The following is a 24,357-nucleotide window of genomic DNA, read 5'->3' as shown; positions in this document are numbered from 1 at the left end:
CTTGGTCATGATCTTTCTTCTGTTACTGTGGATGCTACTTGTTTGGTTGCTGGTTCGGTTACTACTACTTGCAGTCGTTGTGATTATGAAGATGTTGAGGTTCTAGCGGCTCTTGGTCATGATTTCTCTATTTTGATCGGACACAAAGACCCTACTTGCGAAGATTATGGGTATGATCGCCTCAAATGTAGCCGTTGTGATAGAACCATCACAAGTTATATTTCCCCTCTGGGTCACAACTGGAGTGAGTGGACTGTAACCAAAGAACCCACCTGCGAAGAAGAAGGCGAAGAGACCCAAATATGTCTCAATGACTCTTCCCATATCCAAATCCGCCCTATTCCAAAACTGGATTGCTACACTGTAATCTATGCACCCGGCGACTTTGGTACCTGGGATGCTGAAAACAATACCTACAAACATCTGCTCTATGGCGACGCTACACCTGATTTCAAAGAAGACCCCTACACAAATCACATCTCCGGCTGGACCTTTATCGGATGGGATCCAGTGATAAACACAACCGTATCTTGCTCAGTAACATACACAGCACAATGGGAACAAGAAGAACTGATAGTAGAATTCAAAGACTGGAATGGCTACCTTCTAAAGTCCGAGAAAGTTCTATATGGCAATAATGCAACTGCCCCACCCAACCCCACCCGGGCAGGCTACAGCTTCACTGGCTGGGATACAAGTTTCATCAATGTAACATCAAATCTCGTCGTTACAGCACAATATACCCAAATAACCCAAACCAATGGCTCCTCAAGTTCCTCTTCGTCTAGCAGATCATCTTCAAGTTCCTCTTCGTCTAGCAGATCATCTTCCAACACCGATATGCCAAACGATGACGTAGAATACAGCGATACTAAAAATTCCTCTCTACCTGTGGATATCGAAGAACCTTTGGTGATGTGGGCATTTGTAAATCTAGCATTGAGCATTGCTGGTATTATATTGCTACTTATAGCTGTTATTGGTGTGCTGTTAAAACAAAAATCAGAAAACAGCAAAACCAAGCAAAATGTTGCAGGCCATGGTAATTCGCACAGCACCGTGTGGTTAGTTGTAATGCTTGCTTTGAGTGTTGCAGGAATTGTAGTGTTTCTTCTCACACAGAATCTGCAGGGCAGTATGGTAATGACGGACAATTGGACAATCGTAAACGCAATAATCTTCGTGGTAGAAATCATCCCCATAGCACTCATATTCAAAAGCAAAAAATCGCCGAATTAAAAACCCAATTGCAATCCCTCAACAATCCCCTACACGGGGATCTTTCTCCTTTTTTATTTAATTTATGTCCGCTTGTTATGATGATTCCTTGTGAAACGCCTAAACATAAATCATCCAAAATCCTGTATAACTGTTCAATCATTTTTGACATCCTCGTTGATCAAATTAAGCATCTCCTCTATGCTAACTACCTCCTCTTTGCCGCTACATTACGATACATGTAAAGTATAATTTCCCTTATTTGATCGAACAGGAAGATTTTTAATTAGATAACCTTAAATTTCGCTTGGGATATGGACTATCCTGCGCGGCCGTCGTCTAGTCTGGTTTAGGACTTTAGCCTTCCAAGCTAATGATCCCGGGTTCAAATCCCGGCGACCGCACCACACTACCTTGATGTTTGCATTTGTTGTTGGTTGTTTTGTAGCACCGCTCCAGCAACCGTTGCTAGATTATTTACATATGGCCGTACAGATTCCTGTAAAGAACAACGTTATTGGTTAGATACTTCTGACATTACAGAATTTGATGCACCTATCACCTCAATAAATTGTAAAGTGGTCCAGTTGGTCTGGCTGGTATCCTTCTGCTGATCTTGTTTATGTCTGTGCTATACTTAGTGTATACAGAAGAAATGTTGATTAAAAAATGGAGTGATCTGTTGTGCTGTGCATAGATGTTATGAAAATTTGGCCCGAATTGGGTGTTTGATTTCATCGGAAAACCTGTATTGGTTTCAAGTTTGCCTAATACTAGTATAGAAACCTTCTTTACCCGAACCCGGTGTCATCGTATAGGAGTTATGTTTATGCCTTTAGCGTTTATTATTGGGACTGCGGGTTCTGGTAAGTCTCTTTTTACAGCTGCTTTTGCTGAGTGGTTGAAGCTGAGTAAACAGGATGTTGCTGTTGTTAATCTTGATCCGGGGGCACTTAAATTGCCTTATCAGCCTGATGTTGATGTCCGTAATTATGTGGATGTTGGCGATTTGATGGAAAAATATGGTCTGGGGCCCAATGGAGCTCTTATTATGGCGGCGGATTTGATTGCTGATGAGATTGACAATTTGACGCGTGATATTGAGGAGGCTCATGCGGATATTGTCTTGGTGGATACGCCTGGGCAGATGGAGCTTTTTGCTTTTCGTGCAAGCGGACCCTACATCGTTAACGAATTAACTAAAGAACCTAAGGCGCTTGTTTATCTGTTTGATGCTGTTTTTAGTGTTAATCCTCTCAACTATGTCTCTAACATGTTTCTCTCTGCTGCAGTGTATAATCGTTTCTTTCAGCCGCAGTTGCATGTGCTCTCTAAAGCCGATTTGGTTCCACCAAAGGATGTGCAGGCGGTTGCGTCTTGGTCAGCTAATCCCATGGCGCTCGAAGATGCTATTGAGGCAAAGCTCGATGGTACCAAACGCCTCTTTAGCCGCAACATGATGCAGGCTATCAACAAACTGGGCCTAAAATTCCTTCTATCACCCGTTTCCTCGAGGACCAATGAGGGTATGGTTAACATCAACACCGTATTGGAACGTATCTTAAATGATGGTGAAAAATACACTACTTAGCCATTGATTAGTGACCATGTGGCGGCAAATGCGCCCCGCTTAGCTTTTAGTTCTGACTCGGCACCTGCTACAACAATTACATCGTTGTCTTGGGGCTTTAGTTCTTCAAGCAGATGGCTGGCAGCATTTGGAAACTGTTTTTCTATATTATCACTCACCGACTCAATCCCAAGCTTGCCGTCTCTGTATACTATAACCAGTGCTTGGCGTGCGCCTGCAATGATGGCGGCATCCCGTTGGTTGATGCCTGAGCCGACTTTTTCTGCTCGGCCTCTCAATAAATAGGCATGATTAAATTCTGAGGGGGTTAAATCTGATTGGGGGATGGTTGCTTGTTTGGGAAACGCGGCTTCGAACTGTTGCCAGATTTCTCTGCCCTTATCGGTCAAGTTGGCGCCTCCTTTGGAGGTCTCAATCAGTTCGGCATCTTTGAGCCGGCTAATTATGGTGCGAACTGCCCCATCGCCGACCTGAAGCTTTTCTGCTAATTTATTTCTACCCAATGGTCTCTTAGCTAACAGTTCAAGTGTGTAGTATAGATGAAATATAGTAAACGATGTGAAGGGTCCAGGCGCTTTTCTATCTGCAATTTGTTGCATAAATTTCTTCAAAGACGCCGCCATATTTCTACCTCTACATACTTAACACAGCTAACTACTTATAATTTATCTGTTCACAGCGTATTCCTTTTTGTGGCTTGATTACAACCCACCAATAGCCTGTTGCTTAGCATTTTTAGTGTTGATGATGATGTAGAACTTTTTGTGTGAAGTTCTATTGGTTAAATTCACCACCAGTGTTGTGTGTTTGGGGTTGTTTGTTTGTGCTGGTTGTGGTTGTGTTGTGTTGATCATTTCAAATGGATTTTTTTTAGCAGAAAGGAATATAAGAAAATTGAGGGGTAGTGTACGTCAAGTTGCTTAACGGAAGAGAACCCCATGAAGCGAAACGGAAAATACTTGTTTACATCTGAATCTGTCGGTGAAGGTCATCCTGATAAGGTTGCGGATCAAATTTCTGACAGTGTTCTAGATGCTATTTTCACCCAAGACCCCAAGGCTCGTGTTGACTGTGAGACTATTGTTATGCAGGGCACAGTTATAATTACCGGCCAAATTACTACGCCTGTTTCTGTGGATATTCCAAAGATTGTCCGCGGAACCCTAAAAGACATCGGCTTTGATAATGCTAAGGACGGTTTGGATTGGGAGACTTGTGGTATTTTGGTATCCTTGACCGCTCAGAGTCCTGATATTGCTATGGGTGTTAACGAGTTTAATGGTCATGAGCAGGGTGCGGGTGATCAGGGTATGGTTTTTGGGTATGCTAGCAATGAAACCAAAGAACTCATGCCACTGCCCATCATGTTGGCTCACAAACTTGTGAAGCGATTGGCTGAGGTGCGAAAAGACGGCACTATGCCCTATTTGCGTCCAGACTGTAAATCTCAGGTGACTGTTGAGTATGAGGGTGGCAAACCCAAATGCGTCAAAACCGTTGTTATAGCGGCTCAAAACAATGGCTCCATCGAGGATGCGGTTCTTAAAAAACAAATCATTGAACAAGTCATAAAACATGTTATTCCAAGCGAGCTAATCCCTGCTGATATTAAATATGTTATCAACGGTACCGGTCGTTTTGTTATCGGTGGAACCCTTGCCGATTCAGGCTTAACCGGTAGAAAAATTATTGTTGATACCTATGGTGGTGTGGGTAGCCACGGTGGTGGTTGTTTTAGCGGTAAAGATCCCTCCAAGGTCGATCGTAGCGGTTGCTATATGGCACGTTACATCGCAAAAAACGTCGTTGCCTCCGGCTTAGCAGATCAATGTGAAGTTCAAATCAGCTATGCCATCGGCGTCGCCCAACCCATATCGGTGCTGGTTAACACCTATGAAACCGGCAAATTAGCTGATGAGCAAATTCTTGAGCTGGTCAAAAAACACTTCGATATGCGCCCCAAAGCAATCATCGACCAACTCAACTTATTGCGACCCATCTATAGGCAAACTGCCTCGTTCGGTCACTTTGGACGCGATGAACTCCCTTGGGAAAAAACCGATAAGGCAGACAGCCTCAATAAAGATCTTGAGGCAACCAAAGTCTAACTTATCTTTTCTTTTTTGTTTTTATTTTAGCGTCTTTTTGTTGTTTTCTGGTGTTTTCTGTATTTGCTACTCTGATGTGGTTTCCAGTGGTTCTCCAAAGCAACAACTCAGTTTGGTTTATCCGCCGCCTGGTGAGCCGTGAAAGGGTGCGCCTTCCCAGAGTAGCTTCCACCAGTCATCCTCAGTTATAGTTTCACCCTGCACAATTATATCTAACACTCTCTTCAACATCGCATGATGACGGCACTCATCCTCGAGTATGGCGTTTAGCAAAAAAATGACTTTAGCGTTATCTATTTCGGGAATTTTTTCTTTAAGGACTTTTATAAGCTCCGCCTCTATCGCAATATGTTTCTCCACCAACGCCCGCTGTTTATCAAGATCATCCTGAGCTAAGGCTGTCGAGGTACTGCTCAGCAAGGTGAGTGCTGAGGTATAGAGATCGGCATGTTTCACAGAATCCAACGAAACACCCCTTAGCACACCCTTGACAGCGGGATTTTTCATACCCACAAGTGCGCTCTCCAAAGAATCCACAATCTCATTCTCAACTGTTACTTGTTTTTTAAGAAAATCCACTAAACTATTGCTATTTTTCTTATCCTCAACCATAAACCAAACCTCATTTTTATTAAAATAATTTTTATTAAAATATCAATCGTTAAATTTTTGGATTAGCCTATTCTATTTTCCCTATCTCTTTTGTTACGTCAATGGGTGACTTGTAGGTTTTATTGGGAAGTTTAGCAATCAAATCCATGACATCTTGGGGTGCGGTTTTGCTTTGGGCACTATCCACCATGTTCTCTTTACTCGCAGGATAGTTCATACCCTTGAGATACTTTACAAGAATGGCTGGACTGACATGGCCTGCCTTTTCACTTCTATCTATCTGTTGCTTTTTTGAGCCTTGTCCTTGCCCAATTCTTCTACGATGGGTCGTTGTTGTTTGTTCACTCGTGTGGTTCCACCTCCAAACATCCTGGTTAAAAAATAAAAAAGGCGTTGACTCACCATCGTTATTTTTCAAGTTCTTTGCCTTCTTCGATGAGTCTTTTTACTTTTTGACCGCCTTTATGGCCGATTTCGCTGTAGAATTCGGGGCCGTGGGTTTCTGCGGTTTTTTCTCCTCCGAGGCGGCCTGCTTCTTCAACGGTCATTTTTCCTCTTTTTCTCTCAGACAACATTTCACCTCCTCCTTATTTGGTCTGGGGTTAATTTGTTTGTAAGATGAACTGATTATCGGGTTTCGTGTGCTTTGCCTTGTTCGATGAGTCTCCGGACTTTTTGTCCGCCTTTGTGTCCTATGGTTTCATAGAATTCTCTGCCGTGGGTCTCCGCAGTTCTTCGTCCGCCTTTTTGTCCGCCTAATCGTCCTGCTTCTTGGACGCTCATCGTTCCTTTTTTTGGGTAATCAGCCAACAAATTCACCTCCGCCTCCTTCTTCTAAAATTCCCACCCTTTGCTGGGTGTGTTTTTAGTTATTGTGTTTCGTAGCTTTTGCCTTCCTCGACTAGTTTTCTGACTCGTTGTCCGCCTTTGTGTCCGGCTTCTTCGAGGCTGGTTTTGCCTTCCGCGGCACGGGTGCCTTCATGTTGTTTGGCTCTCTGGGAGCCGCCTTTGCTGCCGATTTCGCTGTAGAATTCGGGGCCGTGGGTTTCTGCGGTTTTTTCTCCTCCGAGGCGGCCTGCTTCTTCAACAGTCATTTTGCCTCTTCTTTTGTCTTCGCTCAATATTTCACCTCCAAAAAATTAACGGCGCTTTGCTTTTCTTCCAGTGTCTAGCCCCAAGCATTCTTCATAAACATATGTGACTATATACAAACAGCAGCAATAAACCCCTAAATTAGATGCAAAAATATCTATTATAGTAGAAAAATAAACAAATGATTGGATGGTGAAAAAACAAACAATAGGTGAACGGCCATTACTATTTGTTTTCGTATTTTTTGCCTTCTTCGATAAGTGTGCGAACGCGCTGGCCTCCTTTTGGTCCGCCAATTCTTCCGCCTTTGCGTCCAATTTCACTGTAGAACTCTTCACCGTGGGTTTCAGCGGTTTTAAGCCCGCCTTTGCGTCCGGCCTCTTCTACAGTCATTTTTCCCTTTCTTTCTTCCAAAAAAACTTCACCTCCATCAACTCATCACCATCATCTAAAAAATAACTACAAAAATGGGAACCTATCACACTACATTTGTTGATCAGCGGGTTTCACGTTCCTTTCCGGCTTGAATTAGACGTCGAACCCTCTGCCCGCCGCGGTGTCCAGCTTCTTCAAGACTGGTTTTACCCTCAGCTTCTTTTGTGCCTTCATGTTGCTTAGCCCGCTCCGAACCGCCTTTGCTACCGATTTCACTGTAGAACTCAGGCCCGCGCTCAGCTGAAACTTTTTCACCGCCCTTACGACCAATGGTCTCATAAAATTCCCGTCCATGAGTCGAAGCGGTTTTCTGCCCGCCTTTCCTTCCGGCCTCAGCAACAGTCATTTTTCCCTTTCTTGGTTCTTCAGTTCGTGTACTCAAAAAATTCACCTCCTAATATACTACGGAAAAGTAAACAACAATAGAGCCGGATAACCGCTCATAAACATATGTTGTTGTGCGACACCAATAACACACCCATCCAAAAACACACAACCCAACAAATCAAAGCGCCTAGGCAGATATGTTAAGCTATATTTGGGAGTCTAACTAATGGTTGGGTATGCCGATAAAGATCCTCTTGATCAACCCACCTCAGACGTTTTATCCCGGCTCGGAGCTTCCGGCAGGCAACTTACCCTTGGGTTTGATGTCTATAGCTGCAGTGCTCAAACAGGCGGGTTATGAGGTGGAGATTTTGGATGCTTTCTTTATGGATGCGGGTTCTGCGCCTGCTGGTGAAACCGTTACCCTTGGTTTGTCTTTTGCTCAAATAGCCCAGCAAATTCAAACACGCAAACCCGACATCGTGGGTATTTCGGGGCCCTTCACGAGCCAAATCGGCAATGCCATCCAAACCAGCCAAACAGTAAAAGAAGTTGATTCCAAGATTCTAGTGGTTGTAGGGGGTCCGCATGTGACTTTGGTACCAAAAGAGTTCCTTGAACAAACTCCCACCGTTGATATAGTGGTCTGTGGGGAGGGTGAATACCCTATGCTTGAGATCGCCCAATACTACCAAGGCAAAACATCTCTTGAGCAAATCAAAGGGATTGCATATCGCCAAACCAATGGTGTCACTCTAACTGCTTCGGCTCCGTTTGTGGTGGATCTTGATGGGTTACCTTATCCGGCTTATGATTTAGTTGATATGGAGCAGTACCTAAACTCCAAACACATTGGGTATCGGAGTTTTCAAAAACGTGCCATATCGATGGTGACCAGCCGTGGGTGTCCGTTTAATTGCTGTTTTTGTGCGGTGCATCTGCACATGGGCCGAGGTTTTCGTGCTCACTCCGCCAAATATGTCCTAGATCATATCCAATATGTTGTGGACAAATTTGGTGTGAAAAATATCTTTTTTGAAGACGACAACCTCACCTTGGATCTCAAACGCTTTGAGGCCATATGTGATGGTTTAATTGAGTGCAACATAAAAGTCGGTTGGGAAACCCCCAACGGTGTCCGTGCCGACTGCCTCAACTTGGCACTGCTCAAAAAGATGAAGCGATCCGGTGCTAAGAGTGTTTTTGTGGGTGTGGAATCAGGTGATCAGCAAATTCTCGACCAAGTGATTTGCAAGAGTCTTAACCTTGAGGCGGTGGTAGAGTTTGCCAAAAACGCTAAAACGATTGGATTAAAAACAGGTGCTTTCTACATTATTGGTTTTCCGGGGGAGACCAAGCAGAACATGCGGCGCACCGTTGATTTTGCGCTGGGGTTGAAGCGTAAGTATGATGTGGGGATGCATTTGTTTATGGCTACGCCCTCTTATGGGACACCTCTCTATGAACTCTGCAAGGCTAAGGGTTATATTGCGGCGGATTTGTCTTGGGATGCGTTTGCGGCGGCGCGTCAGCCCAGTGGTATGCCTCTTATTACTACTGCGGAGTTTGTTCCTGCGGATGTTAAGGCTATAGCGGCTGAGGCACTTGCTCAGTATAGGCGGCTTTCATTGGTAAATCATATTAAACATCCCCGGAAGGCTTTGGGGACGGCTTTGGCTCAGCCGCAGCTTATTATAAAGTATATCAAGAGTCTGACTAAATAGTTGTTTTTGATTATGTGCCTGCGTGACACATGTAGAAAATCATGCCAAGATACACCTAGATGTATAGAAATGATAACATTTATATTGAAACACGTGACAAGTTAATTTAGTGACTTGCAAAATGAAGCGAGATGAAGCAGTCGCGTGTCTAAAAGACATAAACAATTGTTGCCGACAAATGTCCCCTGATGCCATCACCCTTATAAACTCCCCAGCCAACGACCCCCTCTCTATCGGCTACCAAGTCCACATCCAAACAATCCTAGACAACGAAACAAAAACCCAAATCCAAACCATAACCAAAGAACACCACCTAGCCGTCAAAGAAGAACCCCACAAATTCGTCATCTACCAACCCAAACCCCAACCAACAATCTAAACACACAAAACAAAAACAACTAATTCTATTATAGACAACGCGAACCCTAAACAACACTAACCTTTTACCTCCTCTCCCAAAACCCAGCACATACCCCAAATCCCTATTAGCACACCTACTTTTTAACTAAAAATGAGTTGTAAAGCAGACGCGCCAATTAGTTGCTAAGTGCCCACTTCTGTTGATAACTCAAAATTGTTAGTACATGCCTGCTTGATGGAAGTAATAGTTCTCCTCTTTTTTAGAACCAAAACTCCGCACCCCATCCCGTCGAAGCTGACTGCGTAGCTCCTCAGCATATTCTTGGGTAATTTCACCTTTTTTCTGCAGATACGAAATAATCTCCTCCGCCTGCTCAACAGTATCACATCGACGCAAAAAATCCACCGCCTCCGGATTAAAACTGCGTAGTTTATCTGGCATCTGAATTCGCTGTGTTGTCTTCTCTATCTCATGCTGATGGACCTTTTCACATTCACAAGCTTCCCGCTCAACCGCTTCTGCATTTTCACAAACCCCTTCAATGGGAACCTGATTTTCTCCCCCTTCAAGCTCACGATAGAGATTAGGAAACATTTTCCTAAGATCTTTCTTGCTCACAGCCATAATAATCAATCACACAAAAAACCCAACGAGCCTTATGTGCTTTTTTGCTAACAACACCACAACCACACAAGATACTCTACAACCAAGATCTCACGTTGCTGTTTGATTTACTCTTTGCGCCAATTGTGTTTTTTGCTTAACTGAAATTTTGCGACAAACCGAGTAGTGTTAACCGTTCGGTGTTTTGTTTATTTGTTTGTTGGTACAAAAAAAGGGGGTGATTATTGGTTTATTGTTTTTTTCTTAGGATGAGGATGCCGACTATGGCTATTGCAAGGACGCTGGCAATTGCTGTACCGATGGCGTATATCATGAGGTCTTGGGTTGTTACTAGTCCCGCTAAGTTGTTTGTGGTTGGTGTGGGGTTTGTGTCTTCGCCAACGAGCAGGTGGGTTTGTGCGGCGGAGTTATAGTATGAGTCGGTTCCGCTAAAGGTTGCTGTGACTGTATAGAGGCCCGGTACGTCAGGTTTGAATGCTAAACTGTATTGTCCGTTTGCGTCGCTTGTGGCTTTTCCTATGACGTAGTAGTTATCGTTAGGATCAACAATTGACACGGTGACCTCGACTCCGGTGGCCTCGTTTGGTTTTGGTTGTTGTTTGTAGAGATAGGCCATCCAGTCGCTCATGTAGCAATCCGCAATGGCTGGTGTGCCTGCTGCAGGACAACCTAGACAAGTTTGACCGGGTGATTGGTCTGTTATTGTGCCGGTGATTAATACGTTGGTTCCCAGAGCTGTTTCGGTTTGTGGTGCGGTGACAGTTGTTGCTGAGGGGCCTTTGCCAATTGCGTAGAGTTTGTTGTCATAGCCGTCATAGCCTGTTAGTATGCCGTCTGCTTGTGCTATGGAGGCAAAAAACGCTGGAATTTCCCAGATTTTATCTCCGGTGGTGGCGTTTATGGCAAAGAGTTTGTAGCCTCGATACATAGGCGTTTGCGGGGTATGCTGTATGGGTCCATAGTAGACCACGCCATTTGTGATGGTTACTCCGCCATAGGTGGGCAGGGTTCCAAAGGGATTATCAATTCCGGTGTCGCCTACATCAAATACCCACATACACGCTCCGGTAGTGGTGTTAAAGGCACAGACTTTTCCAGAGTAGCCCGCGGTATACATTATGCCTTTATCGATATTGGCATGCCAGTCATAGTAGGCCCAGTCGCTGACTCCCGGTAGAGTATTTAGGGGTGGGGTTACGGCTTGCTCACGTCCCGTTTTGATGTTGATTATGTGCCACTGCAGGGTTTCTCGTTCAAAGAGTCCATACACTCCGCTACCAAAGGTCGCGCCGCTAAAAATATATAGTCCAGGGTTTGAGGGTCCGCCTTGTCCCCAGCCGATGTTTGTGCGATTAACATACCAGAGTTGTCCACCGTTGGGGTTTGAAGCTGTGATTGGCATGTGCTCGGTTGAGTAGCCTACTTCGGCCCAGATGGGGTTGGTGGTGTTTGTGTAAAAGCTTCCAACCGCAACCAAGACACCATCGCGGTAGTCTAGTTGGCCTGAGGAGAAACTGGGCAATGAATTGTTTCCGGGGATGGAGGTGTAGGTCGTGGGTATGGTTTCGTTCCACTGTATGCCATTGTTCCAGGGGCGAACCATGGTTGTGTAGGGTTGGTATGATTCAGCTTGGGGGTTTAGTGTAGAAGCTCCTGAGTCTGAGCCGCCGGTTGCTTGGATCGCCCATGTTGAGTTCCAAAGTGTGAGCCAATGGTTTGCAGGGTTGAGTGTATAGACCAGTATTTCGCCGTTTGGACCCTGAATTGGCGTGAAGCTTTGTGCGCCTGTGTAGACTGTTATCAATTTTCCTGTGAAGGCATCGATTTGATACCAATTTGATCCGCTGGCATACCATAAATATGCTAGGGACCCTGAGCCTAGGCCCATGTTTAGGGTTGTTACTTGTCCGCAGGATATGTTTGGCATGGTTAGGTTTTCCCATACTAGTGCACCGGTGCGTAGATTTAGGCAGCGTACGCCGGCGTTTAGTTGGGGTTGGATGTTGTAGATGTAGTAGCCATTGATTATGAATTGTGTGAGTTTGTTTTGATAGAGTAGTCCGGTGAAGTAGTTTAGTCCCGTTTGGTCATATAGAATGGGTGAGCCAACGTTTGTTTCATCGACGCTTACCGTTCCTCCACTTAGGCCTCCATATGCTAGGGGTTTGGTCCAAAGTATGTGAGATGAGAGTGGTCCAGTGGTTGAGGTGGGTGCGTTGCCGCCAATGCCGCCTAGCCAGTTGCTCTTTAGAGTGTACCACTCAAAGTTGGTGCTATAGATGGGACTCTCCCAATAGCCTTCTGGGAGGGGTACATTGGGCCGGGGCAGTACTTCGGTGGTTGTTACTGTGAGGTTTTTAACTGTGCTTTCACTGGCTGTGAATGTGTAGAGTCCGGGTATGAATCCGCCTGCGCCAGGATCGGTAAACGTTAGGTTTAGTTGTGCAAAGAAGGCTTGGAATTGATAGGTACCCAATTTTGTGGGTATGAATGCCATGGAGGTATATCCGTTTGGTTGACTCATTGGGGGTGTTAGAGTGCTTTTTTGTCCATCGGGGTCAGTGACAGTTACAGTAAAGTTCCAGCCATAGTAGGGAGTGTTGGCAACTGTGGGGGTGTCTAGATTTGAAAATATGTAGAGGGTGACGGCTTGGTTGATGCCTGCGGGGTTGGGTGAGATGCTCATAAAGGTGTGAGTGGTAAGAGTGCGTAGGGGTGTGCCATTGCCGCCTGTTGTTGGTTGATTGGCCGCATTTGTGACAGCGATAAAGGATAGTAGCAGTATCATTAAAAGCATTGTAGGTAGAACTGCTTGAATTTTTTTGCTAGTTTTTAAAATTATTGTTTTTTGTTTTTGCATTTTCAGTCCTCTTTTAAGACTGAATCCTATTTTATACGGTCTGCATTTAATACTTGTGGTAATCCGAGTTTTAGCATTCCACTCACATATCTCGATTTAAATCGAATACCTGCCTTACTGATTTAACAAATATTGTTGATTATTAGCTGGCTAGAAATTTCAATAGTTGGTTGCTTTGTTGTTTTGGTTGAGGTGCTTTTTGTCTACCTGTTGATTAGCCGTTTTTGCTCAAATCAAGACCAAAGTAGCGGTTAGTTGCAAGTTAGCGTTTGGCGATGGTTTGATAGAGTTCAATGGTTTTTTGGGCGATTTTACTCCAAGTAAACTCTGCCAAGACGCGCTTTCGACCGTTTTTACCCAGCTTGGTTGCCCAATTATTTGTTTCAAGTGCACTGGTTACCCCCCAGGCAATATCACTTGGGTTGAAGGGATCAATATGGTAGCCGCACTGCTCCGGCCCGCAACAAATAACAATCTCTCGCATCCCACTCACTCCTGAGGCACCCACAACCACCGGTTTTTCCATACTCATAGCTTCCAGAGCAACAATACCAAAGGGTTCATAAAAACTAGGAAACACTGCTATGTCACATGACGCATAGTGAAGGATACGTTCTTCTTCGGGGATAAAATCAAAACAAAACTTGACATACTCCCCCATCTTGGTCATCGCTGTAAGATTAGTAAGATACTCTTGGAGATCACCCACACCCACAATAACCAATTTTGCTTGGGGTATTTTTGCTAATATGTGGGGCATGGCTAAGATGAGTTTATCCACGCCCTTCACCCCGACTAGGCGGCCTATGAAGAGTAGCATATAATCATCAGGTTTTATGCCATATTTGGCGCGCAGACGCTCGATGTCTTCTTTGGACACGTTTGCGGGATTATACTTCTCAGGATCCACTCCGTTATAGCTGACCTGAATCTTTTCCCGTGGAAACCCCAATCCAATAAGCTCATCTTTCATAGCATAAGAAACCGTAACCACCAAATCCGCCATCTTACCCGTGCGCAACTCAATATTACTAACTACTCCTGAACCCGTACCCATGGTGCGCCCCTTCTCGGTTGAGTGCACATGAAACGCAAACGGCAACCCCGTCTCACGCTTAACCGTTGTGCCCCCCATGGCCGAGAGCCAATCATGCGCCACCACCACATCATAGCGCATCCCCTCCTGGCGAATCAAATCATTGATCAACTTAGCCGCCGAGAGATAATTATAAACCATCAACTTACCAAACAACCGTTGCCCCCGACCCCACTTTTTAATATCCTCCGATATAACATCCGGCAACGAATCCGAGATATCGATATGGAGCGGTCGATGAACCTCAATCCCCCGCCAAATCTCACGAACCGGCATCGACCCCACATCATCATTCATCGTAAAAACCGTAACATCATGATCATTCAAAACAAACCGACGAGTAATCTCCGCCCCATAAGTACCCAACCCACCAACAATCTTGGGAGGAAACTCGTAAATAAAAACCGCAAGTTTCAAACAAGCCACCACCAAACAAAAAGAAACCTCAATACAAAAACCTTACCCCAACAACCCACCCAACCACCCACAACAAACGTCCTCCGTATACACAGGAAAGTTTGATTAGCCCCAAACCCTACAACATAGTAGGTTCTGCTATGAGTCTCTCCCCTATCAAACAAGAAATCCTCTCATCAATGCTACTAAACCAGCAACCCCAAACAGCCCAAGATATTGCCCAAGACATTCAAAAAGAACTCCAGCCCGTCACCATAAACCTCCTAGGCCTACAAAACATGGGCTATGTACTAAATGAAAAAGACCACTACACCCTAACAAAAAGCGGCAAACAAATCCTGGGCATACCTGAGCTCACCAAAGAGAAAGCAGAAGCTATTCTTGCATATGAACCCCACGATAAAGCCTTCAATTTTTATGCCGCAGACAACCAACCACTGCATGTCCATGCTCATAATCTGCGTGATTTCACCACCAAACTCGAAAAAGTTGATCTTGCATCCATTGAGTTTCACCTAAAGCGCGGTGACTTTGAAGCATGGTTTAGCTGTATAGGCGATGAAGAACTCACCAAAAAAACAATTTTGCTTAAACAAAAAAACCTCCCGAGCAAAGAACTGCTCAGCCAACTCCAAATCATCACCAAACAACGCTACATCGAGCTCGCCAAACTCGCAGACATACCCCTACTCCCAACCGAACAAAACGACCACTCCCACCATCACCATCACCACTAAGTGTCAACAATACGTATGGTATGACGAATCATATGTTGGTATGCGGTCGAATTTCTGAGGCAACCGTTTAAAAGATGAAAAGAAAGGGCGATGAAAAGAAGGGTTAGGTTATGTGGCTGTAGACGGGGTGGCCTTTGAATTTGAGGTTGGTTTCTGACCACTCGACGCTTCCGCTTGGGAGTCTTGTGCAGAGGGATTTGACGATGGCGCCTGTGGGTGTGAATCTGACGCCGTCTAGCATCTCGCCTTTGGTGATGCCTGATGCTGCAAAGATCATCTCGTTGCCTTTTGCTAATTCGTCCTCAGTGTAGGTTTTGTTGACATCGACTCCTGCGGCTTCTAGTCGGGTGAGTCGGTTGGCGTCGTCTTTTTTGTCACGCCAAACTTTGACTAGCATGGTGCCGCCTAGGCATTTGACTGCGGTGGCTGCGATGGTGGCTTCGGCTCCTGCACCTGCGCCTATTAGTAAGTCGATACCAGAGTTGGGCAGGCAGGTGACAATGGAGCCTGCGATGTCGCCATCAGTTATCAAGATGAGCCGGACCCCCATTTTTCTGAGGCGCTCAAGCAGGCCTAAGTGGCGTTCGCGCTCAAGCATGATTACTGTAAAGTTGGAGAGATCTAAGCCTTTGTTTTTTGCAACGGTTTGCACGATTTCTTCAAAGGTCATATCAGCCGATAGCTTGCCCCTAGATTGGCCATCAGTGGCGATTTTAAAGTAGTATCCATCATCGGGTAGCACTTGGAGACATCCCGCGGGTGCGCAGGCTAATGCCGAGATAGCGTCCTTTTTGCCCTTGGAGGTGGCTGTGGTGCCATCAACTTGGTCGATGACAAACTCGACTTTGGGGCCATTGCCGGTGCCGACTTTTTCTTTGTAACTAAAGGCCGGGGCATTATCTTTGGGGCCTTCACAGCATATGACCTCGCCGTCTACCTCGGTTTGGTTGAGAACTGCTCGGGAGAAATCCAGCGCAGTTTGATCTACTTTATCAGAGTCGCCTTTGCCTATGTGAAGAGCTGCTCCCACGGCTCCAGCTATGGTTATACGCGTTAGAGATGGAGATAACGATCTAAGAGATGTCATGTTATTTTTTCCTCTGGGTTTGCCATAAATCTACAAATTCAATATAGTTCTGAGCAATCTTTTCAGCCGCTTGTGCCTTATCTATTTTTGCAGTTCTAAATTCAACTAGGGGATCCCAAAATATGGTTCGTCCAACCGCGAACCCAATAATGCCTGGTATGCTGGCGCCCACTTTGAGCCACTCCTGAACTTTTTCTTTAGATTCCCCTCGTCCCAAGGTGATGACGCCTGCTTTGCGACCATTGCTTTGGGCTTGTGCAACAACTGCTTTGGCTGCCTCAGCCCTATCAACCCCTTCGAGTTTCCAAATCGCCGGCTCAACCCCGCCGTCTTGGATCTGTTTTATGCTCTCAACCATAAGCTGAGGACGTAGCTCAGTGTCATATTTCTCTTTTGACCCACCCAATTTAGCTAACTGCTCAGATGTAGCGGGCACGATGAGCTCAAAGAGAAACGGCCGATTGATCGATAGGAGATAATCACTGAGTTTTTTAAGACGTTGCAACTGCCGCACATTGAGTGCTACCTCGCTCTCAGGATTGTAGCGCACCAACACCTTAAGAAAAGTCGGCTCAAACTCCTCAATATGTGCACTGAATTGCTCGCCGTATTCAAAGTCAAACTCGTCTTGACCGGATTTTTCTGCCGGCATAGCAAATTGGAACCCTTGTTGCTTGGCTTCCCGAAGAATCTTTGACCCAAACTCTTCATCAACCAACAACCCTGCAATTTCTTTGGGAACCTTTTTTTGAAGCGCTAACTTGAAGCCTTCAAAAATTATTTGTTTAGCTTCTTGGATACTTTGCTTCTCCTCAGCCGTGGGGGGACGCCCTTTGATCCCAAATAATTTCTCGATAAACGATGCACGATGATCAAACGCTAAAATCAACAAGTCACTCTTCGACCAATCAGTCATGTGTTGTTACCGTACTTTTATCTGTTTTCTCTCCAATAAATGCATTATTGCTGACCAGCTTTAGGTCACCTCAAGCAGTTTTGGGAGAAAATAAAAATAATAAAACAACCATAACACTAAAAGAACAAACATGACCGAGCTACGTGTTGTCACCGTCAAATTAGCAGAGGAAATCTACCAAGAACTCGCCCTGCGCATCCCCGAAGGCGACCGAAGCACCTTTATCCGCGATGCCATAGCCGAAAAACTCCAAACAACCCCCAAACCCGACAAACTCTTAGCCCTCCAACAACGCATAACCCAACTAGAAGAACAATTCGGTCAAATCCAAAAATACCTAAACGATCTTGACATCCTCACATTCCAACACGGCAAAATCAACCCCTACCAATACGCCCAAGACGAAGTCGACCGCCAAATCATCGAATACCTCCTAAACTACAAATCCGCCACCACACCCGAAATAGCAGACTACCTAAAAACCAACCGCTGGCTAGTCCTAAACAGACTACAAAGAATTGAGAAAACCAGCCAAAAACAAGCCGGCAAATCCATCATCGAATACTACGCAGGCGAACGCTCAGGCAAGAAAAAAGCCTGGTGGCTAAACGAAACAATAATCCAAGAGTAACGATAATGAATTCAACTGGCCCTCTCTTATTTCTACTGCAGGCAAGTTGTATCTTTTATCAGTGGGTTTTTTTGGGTTTTTGTAAGTTATGCTGATAGTTTCAGTATTTCCTACATAAAGAAACGGAACGTCTGCTGACTCTTGATTTGACTCTATATTTTAATCCAGAAAACCCATATTAGACAGAACCCAAAAATGAAGGTGGGCTATCTGTGAAAGGTAGTAGGGGCTCGTAGTCTAGCACGGATTAAGGCATCGGCCTCCGGAGCCGAGAATCCTGGGTTCAAATCCCAGCGGGCCCGCCAACATTTCTATGCAGAATCTTATTTATCCAGTTAAAAGCATGGGTGCAATTTTTGGCGGGCGGTCTTTTATTTTGGTATGTTTCTATACTGAGACGACTGGTTATTGTTGGATTTTGAAGATGACGTATCGGTCGTTTGAGTAGATGAGTTGTAGGATTTTGCTGTTGATGATTTGGGTGTCGAGTTGGTTTCGGTCATAGACGATGAAGCCTATGTTGTTTTCGCAAATGTCGTCGTTGTAATCTCGAGTCATTATTGCAAACTCGGGTGTTAGGTTGCTAAGTATGCCCTCTAAGTTGTTAGGGGTGAGTTGAGGGTAGCTGTTTTTTGCGAGTGATAAGATCTGGTAGGAACACGTAACTGTTTGGTTAATGTCAACGTTGCTAAATGAGTATTGGAACCGTACCGCATCGATATTCCGGTTTGATAGGGCACCAATGTTTCCCCATTGGGGTCGGTCAGTAAAGTTGAAGGCGAAGGCGATGTCGTTTTGGCTATCATAGAGGCCTAAATAACCATTTTTGAGATCAGTGTTTACAAAGCTGGCAACAGCCCAGTCCGTTTGGGGGTTACCGGTTTCTTGTTTTTCTACTCGATTGCTGTCTGCATCCCAAGGGTTAACCCAATCCATTACTTGGGGGATTTGGGCTTTATCAAAGCTAAAGCTAAGATCCAAAAATGTGCTCAAATATAGCGTAACATTGGCTACTCCGCTTACTTGGGGTGTAATGGTCCATGAGATATCTATGGGGTAGGTGATGTTTTGGGCTTGCAGGGTTTTAGTTATGGTAAAGTTTTCATTCGAATAAATACAATTGATTTTTTCAATCCCATCTTGTTCTTCAAGGGTGATTTGCTTGCTAAGAGCTGAAAGGGGCAGTTTTTGTTCGATACCGTTTTGAGTGAAATACAAAAAGTCCCCATTAGTTGCGCTATAGGACGCTCGGTGCCAAACGTGATCTAGGGAGACATAGCTTTCATCTACAATGTCTCCTTTTGCTCCATAGGCCTTTAGCAGAGTTTGGGGATGCTCTATCTCATAGGACAGAGTTAAAACTGACTCCGCAATTAGGTTTCTTTGGATAACGGGGTTGGTTTGGGCAATCACGGGTTTATCTGAGAACTGCTGGAACCAAAACCCAGGAATCTCGGTAACCACCACGGTTTGGTTTTCGGGGTAGTGGTCTCTTAGCCAAATGCCTGCTTCGTAGGCCTTTATGTCTGTGGTGGCATAGAATGTGCCGGCTTCCATTATTTTCCCATACACAACCTCAGAGCGAACTCCCACCGCCAAACACGTCACCACAATCAAACCCACAGTGGCTACTCTAACCCAGGTTTTGCGGAATTGGGCTCGATGGTTAGCATAAAAGCGTGGTATTTTTTGTGCGGCATATGCGATGGTGACTGCTGCGAAAATAGCCATAAGCGGTGTGAGGTAGTAGATGAACCACTGAAATGGCAGATAGAGGCCAAAGAGGTGTGATTCTGCTAGTATAAATGGAACAATTAATGCGGAGAGTAAGCCTATGAAATATACTGTGCGTTTGGGGGTTTTGAGTTGTTTGTAGGCAAAATATACTCCTGCGATGGTTAGAAGGGTTATAAATCCAAAGTTAATTATAAACGCGTTTAGGGTGGTGGCGCCTATTTGGTAGGCGTAGGCTTTTTGGCTAAAAAATACATGTTCTAGCATTACGCCCAGATAGCCTATCATGGCGCCAAAGTAGTAGAGGAAAAAGACTATCCCCCCTCCAAGAACTAAAGCCGCTAGTACTTTGAGGTAGGCGCCTCGGGCTTTTCCTTGGGATTTTTTGAGCATATAGATTAAAACGGGGATTAGAGCCAGTACTGCTACAAAGGTTGCAAGTTGGTGGGCCATCATGACTGAGAATGCGGCAAAGAAGGTAACCATCAGATAGCCGAATTTTTCAATTGCCAACGGGAGATAGATTAGTAGTAGCATCAGAAATGCTATGCCCAATGCGGTTGTGCTACCGCCCCATTGGTTGAGTTCAAACACTGGAAAACAGAACAACAATAAAATTGCGGCGATGGCGCCTGTTTTTTTGCTAAAGGCTCTTGAGGTGAGCAGATAAACTGACATAATCATGAGCCAGTCAACAATGACTGCTAGTATCTTGACTAGAAAGATGAGTTGTCCGATGTCGCTTGCGCCGCTTAGAGATATAAACATGGCCAAAACGATCTGGTAGAGCGGTGGGGTCCAGCCTAGGTTGCCTAACGGTATTTGTCCGGTGTTTAGAAATATGCGTGCTTTCTCAAGATGCACCGAGGGGTCATTGCCCAAAATCACCCCATTCATTGATAAGATGGAGTAGAAGAGAATTAGAATAACTGCTGAGAAAACTGTTATGAAGGCCAGTTCCAGTTTCTTTTTATCGTTTAGCAGGGTGTGTATTGCAACCGTTGGGTTCAATCTTGGTTTGGATCCCCGTTTATTCTAAAGATTGCAACTTCTTTGTTAATAAACACAAGGCTAAAGGTTGGGTCAAGACGAAACTTGGGTACGATTTTCGCCTCGGCGGGATCGCTTAAGCGGCAGATAACATAGGCAACGCTTCTGGTTTGCAATTCAAAGCGATAATCAAAGATAGACATGGCCTGGTCTTTTTCCATGGGTTGCAATGCGGTAACTAGGTTATCAGTTACTATTTGGCTAAATGCATTGTTTATTGTTGTGGGGTTAGTGTATAGGTTTGGCTTGTTGGATGCTGAGTAGGCGCCTGCGAGTATCTGAATTTCTCCTTGGGGTTGATCACCTAAACAATAGGTTAGCTCGATGACTTTTACAACCTCTGAGTCACCTATGGTGTTAAGATCCACCTCTTCTGGGGGGGTAGTAAAGATTAGTTGTCCAAAGGATTTGGTGCCTGTCTCAACTAGAGCGATGGTGGCTTTATTGTTGTGGGGTATTTGGAAACCGGTGGTTTCTACGTTGATATGCACTCGATTAAAGATGACCCCTGAATGGAGACTGGTTAGCGTTGAGGTTACATTAGCAAATCGTACATTGCGATAAAGTGTTGTTGAGAGGGTGTAGTTAAAGTCGGTGTTGCCTCGTACAACTGTTATTGTTGCTTGGGTTTCATCGTTTTGTATGGTCATGTCTTTTACGGGGAGTTCTGAGAGTCTGATGGTTGGTTGGGTTTTGCCGTTGAGTTGGTATTCGATTTTTGTGGTTTCACTGTTAAAGTTAAAGAATGAATAGGTGTAATACGTCCAGTTTTGTGCAACTAGAATTTGGGGGTTGTGGCGGGCTATGTATCCGCCGTCATCGCGGACTTGGAGATAGCCATTATCAATTACATAGTTGGTGTCAAGAAGAGTTCGGGCAAATGTTGCGTTGTCGACTTCTCGATTAACTGTTAGGTACTGGGGATCAACTGCGCTAAGGGTGGGTCTTTGGGCAAATCCGCTAAACCACCAGCCATACCATGCATCGGCAACAAATACGGCGTTGGATGCCGTGTTTGTTTTGGCCCACTGAATGGCATCCCAACCCGGTTGGGTCATGGCTTGATAGAAATTTTGCAGTGTGTGACCCACCTCAAGATCTGGGGTCATAAAGATGGGCAGTGCTATAAAGGAGAATAGCAAAAAGAGCACTATGAACCCTGAGTAGAGCCGTTTTGTGGTCAGAGCGGCGGCGAGGCGTTTTGGAATTTGTTGCCATTTGGTTAGGTAGCTGTTTAGAGGTTTGGCAAAAAACGCTGAACCATACTCAATTAGCACGGCTATAAACATCAATACCGGCAGGATAAGAAAATACATAAACCGATTATAGTCAACAGGAATGCCCACCAAGTAGCTCTGGGTCAAAATTAAGGGCAGAAACACCCACATAGAGAGGAAAAACGCGGGTAGCGTAAGCGTTTTGTTGAAGAACTTTTTAGAGAAAACAAAAAAGGCAATAACAACCCCAAAGAGCGGTAGCACAATCTCTAACGGTAACAATTGGGCGGAGAGGGTTGCTCCAGCAATCTCACTTGAGCCATACTCACTTAGATATGCCGGAATCGCCTTGATTAAAAAAGGCAAAACCAAAACCGCCCCAAAACTTATCGATAGTAGCCAATAGAACACAGTTTTTCTTGCGGTCTGGAACTTTTTGGGGAACAGCAAAATAAACAGTGCCACCCCCACTGTTATACCTCCGAACATGGCCGCGCTTAACGAATGTGTCAGAAACAGGGTGGCTGTTAAAATTGAGGTGGAAATTAGAAACGGTACCTTGGAGAAACGATCTTTTTGGATATAGAGATAAAATGTTAATGGAATTAGCATAAGCGTTATGATGTTGGGATAGCCTGCCCAAAACAGCATCTCCATATCAAAGCGTGAAATCATTGCTAAGAACGCAACGATAACAGCTGCCGGGGTTGACCAGACTTTTTTGGTTATCAAAAACGCACATACAACCGTGAGCGCTGAGAAAAGACACACCACCACAGCGTGGGCTACGTATTCAGGCAGACCTGTTAGTAGCATAGTGCTTGCTGTGAAAATATGATAACCCGGAAAAGTTAGTGAAACTCCACCGCCTATATGGTAATAGTTGTAGAGAAAATCCGTAGGACCCGAACCAGTGATGGAGTATATGACACTGTTGTGTAATCCAATGTCTGCTCCTGGGGGGAACCCTGACCAGAACAACAAAAGCATCCGATACACAAACGAGAACACAAATATAGCAAGTACCACGATATGGGTTCTGGTCGATTGTAGCATTTACTTTACCGCTTAATATACATCGTTTGATTTGTTGGTAAAAGGTTAAATATGGATTTCGAGTATAAAAAGCCCAGAGTATACAAACAGGAAAAAGGTGTTTAATATGTCATGGCTTAAATCTATGATGGAAAAAGAACCACCAGAACCAGAGAATCCCTTAGGTATAGTAGTTATCGGCAACATTGAACCAGACATGCATGACACTGCAAAAGAAGCAGTCCGCCGCACACTAAAACGCGCAGGCTTCAAAACCATTGACGTCGGAAAAAGCGTTGCACCCCAAGTATTTATCGACAAAGTAAAAGAAAACAATGCAAACCTAATCGCACTCTCAGTCAACACTGTCCCAGCAAAAAACAACCTAGCAAAACTTGACGAACTTCTCAAAGCAGCAGGTCTCAAAGACAAAGTCGGCATCATCATGGGCGGCGCAGCGGTCAAAAAAGAAGATGCAGACGAATTCGGCGCACTCTTTGGTAAAAACAAAGAAGAAGCACCAGAACTCGCAAAGAAAGCAATCAAGAAATAATCGTAGAAGTGGCATAGATGTCATTTATATTCAAAACTCCACAAAAAACATACGATATTGGGAACGCCAAAATTGGCGGTCAACCAGGCGAAAACCCAACTTTTCTGATTGCTTCAATCTTCTGGCTAGGCCAAAAGATGGTAACAGATGCCAACAAAGGTATCTTTGACCAAAAAGCAGCTGAAGACGTCATCAACACAATCCAAACACAAAGCGATATCACCGGCGTAAAGTTTGCACTAGACATCGTCGGCACAACCGAGACTGCATTTGAAAAATACATCGACTTCATCCCCTCACACACCGACGCCCCACTCATGCTCGACGCAATGAGTCCAAAGACCCGTATGGCTGCTGCCAACTTGGCAAAAAAAATGGGCCTAACTGATAGATGCATCTACAACTCTATCTACAAAGGCGTAACCGACGCAGAACTTGCAAACCTCAAAGAAAGCGGCATCAAAATGTCCATTGTTCTAGCAGATGATCCAAAAGACACAACCCTTGACGGCAAAATGAACGTCCTAGTCGAAGCACTAGCTATGGCTGAGAGAGCCGGTATCACAAAACCACTCGTCGACACAGCCGTCCCCGCATTCGAACCAGACATGGGTTCATCTGTAAGAGCCATACCAATCATGAAAGAAAAGTATGGTCACCCTGTAGGTCTAGGAAGCGGCAACCTCGTCACAACCATGGGCTGGGTCAAATCAAGCTTTGAAAAAGAATTCCGCAAAGGAACCGTCTGTTCAACCAACACCATCATGCAAATGGCAGGCGCCAACTGGCTCATGACCGGACCAATTGAACAAGCACAATGGGTCTTCCCAGCAGTAGCAATCACAGACACATACCTCGCATCCATCGGCGCAGACCTAGGCACAAGACCAACCGACGAAAGCCACCCAATCTACAAAGCTTTCATGTAAAAT

The 24,357-nt window shown here is 44.9% G+C and carries 24 protein-coding genes and 2 tRNA genes; 11 read left to right on the top strand and 15 right to left on the bottom strand.

The window, feature by feature from the left end; translation table 11 throughout:
• From FWF39_RS03625 to FWF39_RS03615, 3 genes are all read left to right on the top strand, one after another.
• On the top strand, nt 1-1,239 hold a 1,239-nt coding region (locus tag FWF39_RS03625), incomplete at its 5' end, for an InlB B-repeat-containing protein (protein ID WP_343382077.1).
• A 307-nt stretch (nt 1,240-1,546) separates the two neighbouring features.
• Nucleotides 1,547-1,625, top strand: a tRNA-Gly gene (locus tag FWF39_RS03620).
• 422 nt (nt 1,626-2,047) lie between these two features.
• Complete coding sequence (locus FWF39_RS03615) at nt 2,048-2,809, top strand: ATP/GTP-binding protein (RefSeq protein ID WP_343382076.1); 762 nt, start codon at nt 2,048-2,050, stop codon at nt 2,807-2,809.
• Here the strand turns inward: FWF39_RS03615 and FWF39_RS03610 are convergent.
• Nucleotides 2,806-3,408: a winged helix-turn-helix domain-containing protein gene (locus FWF39_RS03610; RefSeq protein WP_343382075.1), complete on the bottom strand. Its 603-nt coding sequence runs from the start codon at nt 3,406-3,408 to the stop codon at nt 2,806-2,808. The genes FWF39_RS03615 and FWF39_RS03610 overlap by 4 nt on opposite strands.
• 339 nt (nt 3,409-3,747) lie before the next feature.
• Here FWF39_RS03610 and metK point away from each other — a divergent pair, with 339 nt between their 5' ends.
• Nucleotides 3,748-4,917: a methionine adenosyltransferase gene (gene metK / locus FWF39_RS03605; RefSeq protein ID WP_343382074.1), complete on the top strand. Its 1,170-nt coding sequence runs from the start codon at nt 3,748-3,750 to the stop codon at nt 4,915-4,917.
• 117 nt (nt 4,918-5,034) lie between these two features.
• Here the strand turns inward: metK and FWF39_RS03600 are convergent, their stop codons facing one another.
• The 7 genes from FWF39_RS03600 to FWF39_RS03570 form a co-directional block, all read right to left on the bottom strand.
• Nucleotides 5,035-5,529: a hypothetical protein gene (locus tag FWF39_RS03600; protein WP_343382073.1), complete on the bottom strand. Its 495-nt coding sequence runs from the start codon at nt 5,527-5,529 to the stop codon at nt 5,035-5,037.
• Between the two features lie 67 nt (nt 5,530-5,596).
• Nucleotides 5,597-5,947, bottom strand: a complete 351-nt coding sequence (locus tag FWF39_RS03595; RefSeq protein ID WP_343382072.1) for a DUF2795 domain-containing protein — start codon at nt 5,945-5,947, stop codon at nt 5,597-5,599.
• Complete coding sequence (locus FWF39_RS03590) at nt 5,937-6,104, bottom strand: KGG domain-containing protein (RefSeq protein WP_343382071.1); 168 nt, start codon at nt 6,102-6,104, stop codon at nt 5,937-5,939. Before FWF39_RS03590 ends, FWF39_RS03595 begins: the two co-directional genes overlap by 11 nt.
• Nucleotides 6,105-6,156: 52 nt before the next feature.
• A complete protein-coding gene (locus FWF39_RS03585; protein WP_343382070.1) occupies nt 6,157-6,339 on the bottom strand; it encodes an Em GEA1 (EM1) in 183 nt (60 codons plus the stop codon).
• A gap of 59 nt (nt 6,340-6,398) precedes the next feature.
• Nucleotides 6,399-6,650: a hypothetical protein gene (locus FWF39_RS03580; protein WP_343382069.1), complete on the bottom strand. Its 252-nt coding sequence runs from the start codon at nt 6,648-6,650 to the stop codon at nt 6,399-6,401.
• 196 nt (nt 6,651-6,846) lie between these two features.
• A complete protein-coding gene (locus FWF39_RS03575) occupies nt 6,847-7,035 on the bottom strand; it encodes a KGG domain-containing protein (RefSeq protein ID WP_343382068.1) in 189 nt (62 codons plus the stop codon).
• 82 nt (nt 7,036-7,117) lie between these two features.
• Nucleotides 7,118-7,438 carry a KGG domain-containing protein gene (locus FWF39_RS03570; RefSeq protein WP_343382067.1) on the bottom strand — a complete coding sequence of 107 codons (321 nt, stop codon included), beginning with the start codon at nt 7,436-7,438 and terminating at the stop codon, nt 7,118-7,120.
• A 181-nt stretch (nt 7,439-7,619) separates the two neighbouring features.
• On the opposite strand from FWF39_RS03570, the gene FWF39_RS03565 reads away from it, so the two are divergent.
• Both FWF39_RS03565 and FWF39_RS03560 read left to right on the top strand, forming a co-directional pair.
• The gene (locus FWF39_RS03565; RefSeq protein WP_343382066.1) at nt 7,620-9,107 is read left to right on the top strand and encodes a radical SAM protein; all 1,488 of its coding nucleotides are present in this window, start codon (nt 7,620-7,622) and stop codon (nt 9,105-9,107) included.
• A 121-nt stretch (nt 9,108-9,228) separates the two neighbouring features.
• On the top strand, nt 9,229-9,486 hold the full coding sequence (locus FWF39_RS03560; protein ID WP_343382065.1) for a hypothetical protein: 258 nt from the start codon (nt 9,229-9,231) through the stop codon (nt 9,484-9,486).
• A gap of 198 nt (nt 9,487-9,684) precedes the next feature.
• On the opposite strand, the gene FWF39_RS03555 is transcribed toward FWF39_RS03560, so the two are convergent.
• The 3 genes from FWF39_RS03555 to FWF39_RS03545 all read right to left on the bottom strand — a co-directional run bounded on the left by FWF39_RS03555 (nt 9,685) and on the right by FWF39_RS03545 (nt 14,465).
• Complete coding sequence (locus FWF39_RS03555) at nt 9,685-10,092, bottom strand: DUF2095 family protein (protein ID WP_343382064.1); 408 nt, start codon at nt 10,090-10,092, stop codon at nt 9,685-9,687.
• A gap of 229 nt (nt 10,093-10,321) precedes the next feature.
• Nucleotides 10,322-12,952 (bottom strand): hypothetical protein, encoded by a 2,631-nt coding sequence (locus tag FWF39_RS03550; protein WP_343382063.1) that lies wholly within the window; start codon nt 12,950-12,952, stop codon nt 10,322-10,324.
• 262 nt (nt 12,953-13,214) lie between these two features.
• Nucleotides 13,215-14,465 (bottom strand): glycosyltransferase family 4 protein, encoded by a 1,251-nt coding sequence (locus FWF39_RS03545; RefSeq protein ID WP_343382062.1) that lies wholly within the window; start codon nt 14,463-14,465, stop codon nt 13,215-13,217.
• A 101-nt stretch (nt 14,466-14,566) separates the two neighbouring features.
• Here FWF39_RS03545 and FWF39_RS03540 point away from each other — a divergent pair, with 101 nt between their 5' ends.
• Nucleotides 14,567-15,202, top strand: coding sequence for a hypothetical protein (locus tag FWF39_RS03540; RefSeq protein ID WP_343382061.1), 636 nt, complete (start codon nt 14,567-14,569; stop codon nt 15,200-15,202).
• A 103-nt stretch (nt 15,203-15,305) separates the two neighbouring features.
• On the opposite strand, the gene FWF39_RS03535 is transcribed toward FWF39_RS03540, so the two are convergent.
• Both FWF39_RS03535 and FWF39_RS03530 read right to left on the bottom strand, forming a co-directional pair.
• Nucleotides 15,306-16,289, bottom strand: coding sequence for a fructose-bisphosphatase class II (locus FWF39_RS03535; protein ID WP_343382060.1), 984 nt, complete (start codon nt 16,287-16,289; stop codon nt 15,306-15,308).
• A gap of 1 nt (nt 16,290) precedes the next feature.
• A complete protein-coding gene (locus FWF39_RS03530; RefSeq protein ID WP_343382059.1) occupies nt 16,291-17,205 on the bottom strand; it encodes a DUF2090 domain-containing protein in 915 nt (304 codons plus the stop codon).
• Between the two features lie 130 nt (nt 17,206-17,335).
• Between FWF39_RS03530 and FWF39_RS03525 the strand changes: the two genes are divergently transcribed.
• Nucleotides 17,336-17,836 carry a hypothetical protein gene (locus FWF39_RS03525; protein ID WP_343382058.1) on the top strand — a complete coding sequence of 167 codons (501 nt, stop codon included), beginning with the start codon at nt 17,336-17,338 and terminating at the stop codon, nt 17,834-17,836.
• Nucleotides 17,837-18,062: 226 nt separating this feature from the next.
• A tRNA-Arg gene (locus tag FWF39_RS03520) sits at nt 18,063-18,141 on the top strand.
• Between the two features lie 100 nt (nt 18,142-18,241).
• On the opposite strand, the gene FWF39_RS03515 is transcribed toward FWF39_RS03520, so the two are convergent.
• Together FWF39_RS03515 and FWF39_RS03510 are read right to left on the bottom strand one after the other, a co-directional pair.
• Nucleotides 18,242-20,581 carry a glycosyltransferase family 39 protein gene (locus FWF39_RS03515; protein WP_343382057.1) on the bottom strand — a complete coding sequence of 780 codons (2,340 nt, stop codon included), beginning with the start codon at nt 20,579-20,581 and terminating at the stop codon, nt 18,242-18,244.
• Nucleotides 20,578-22,893 (bottom strand): hypothetical protein, encoded by a 2,316-nt coding sequence (locus FWF39_RS03510; protein WP_343382056.1) that lies wholly within the window; start codon nt 22,891-22,893, stop codon nt 20,578-20,580. Before FWF39_RS03510 ends, FWF39_RS03515 begins: the two co-directional genes overlap by 4 nt.
• 106 nt (nt 22,894-22,999) lie before the next feature.
• Between FWF39_RS03510 and FWF39_RS03505 the strand changes: the two genes are divergently transcribed.
• Nucleotides 23,000-23,425 carry a cobalamin-dependent protein gene (locus FWF39_RS03505; protein WP_343382055.1) on the top strand — a complete coding sequence of 142 codons (426 nt, stop codon included), beginning with the start codon at nt 23,000-23,002 and terminating at the stop codon, nt 23,423-23,425.
• 17 nt (nt 23,426-23,442) lie between these two features.
• Nucleotides 23,443-24,354, top strand: a complete 912-nt coding sequence (locus tag FWF39_RS03500; protein WP_343382054.1) for a tetrahydromethanopterin S-methyltransferase subunit H — start codon at nt 23,443-23,445, stop codon at nt 24,352-24,354.
• The last annotated feature ends 3 nt before the right edge of the window (nt 24,355-24,357 follow it).

Source organism: Candidatus Bathycorpusculum sp., from assembly GCF_009778815.1.
Lineage (GTDB): Archaea > Thermoproteota > Bathyarchaeia > Bathyarchaeales > Bathycorpusculaceae > Bathycorpusculum > Bathycorpusculum hydrogenotrophicum.
The sequence above is the reverse complement of the archived record's forward strand: the minus strand, read 5'-3'. Positions and strand labels throughout refer to the sequence as shown.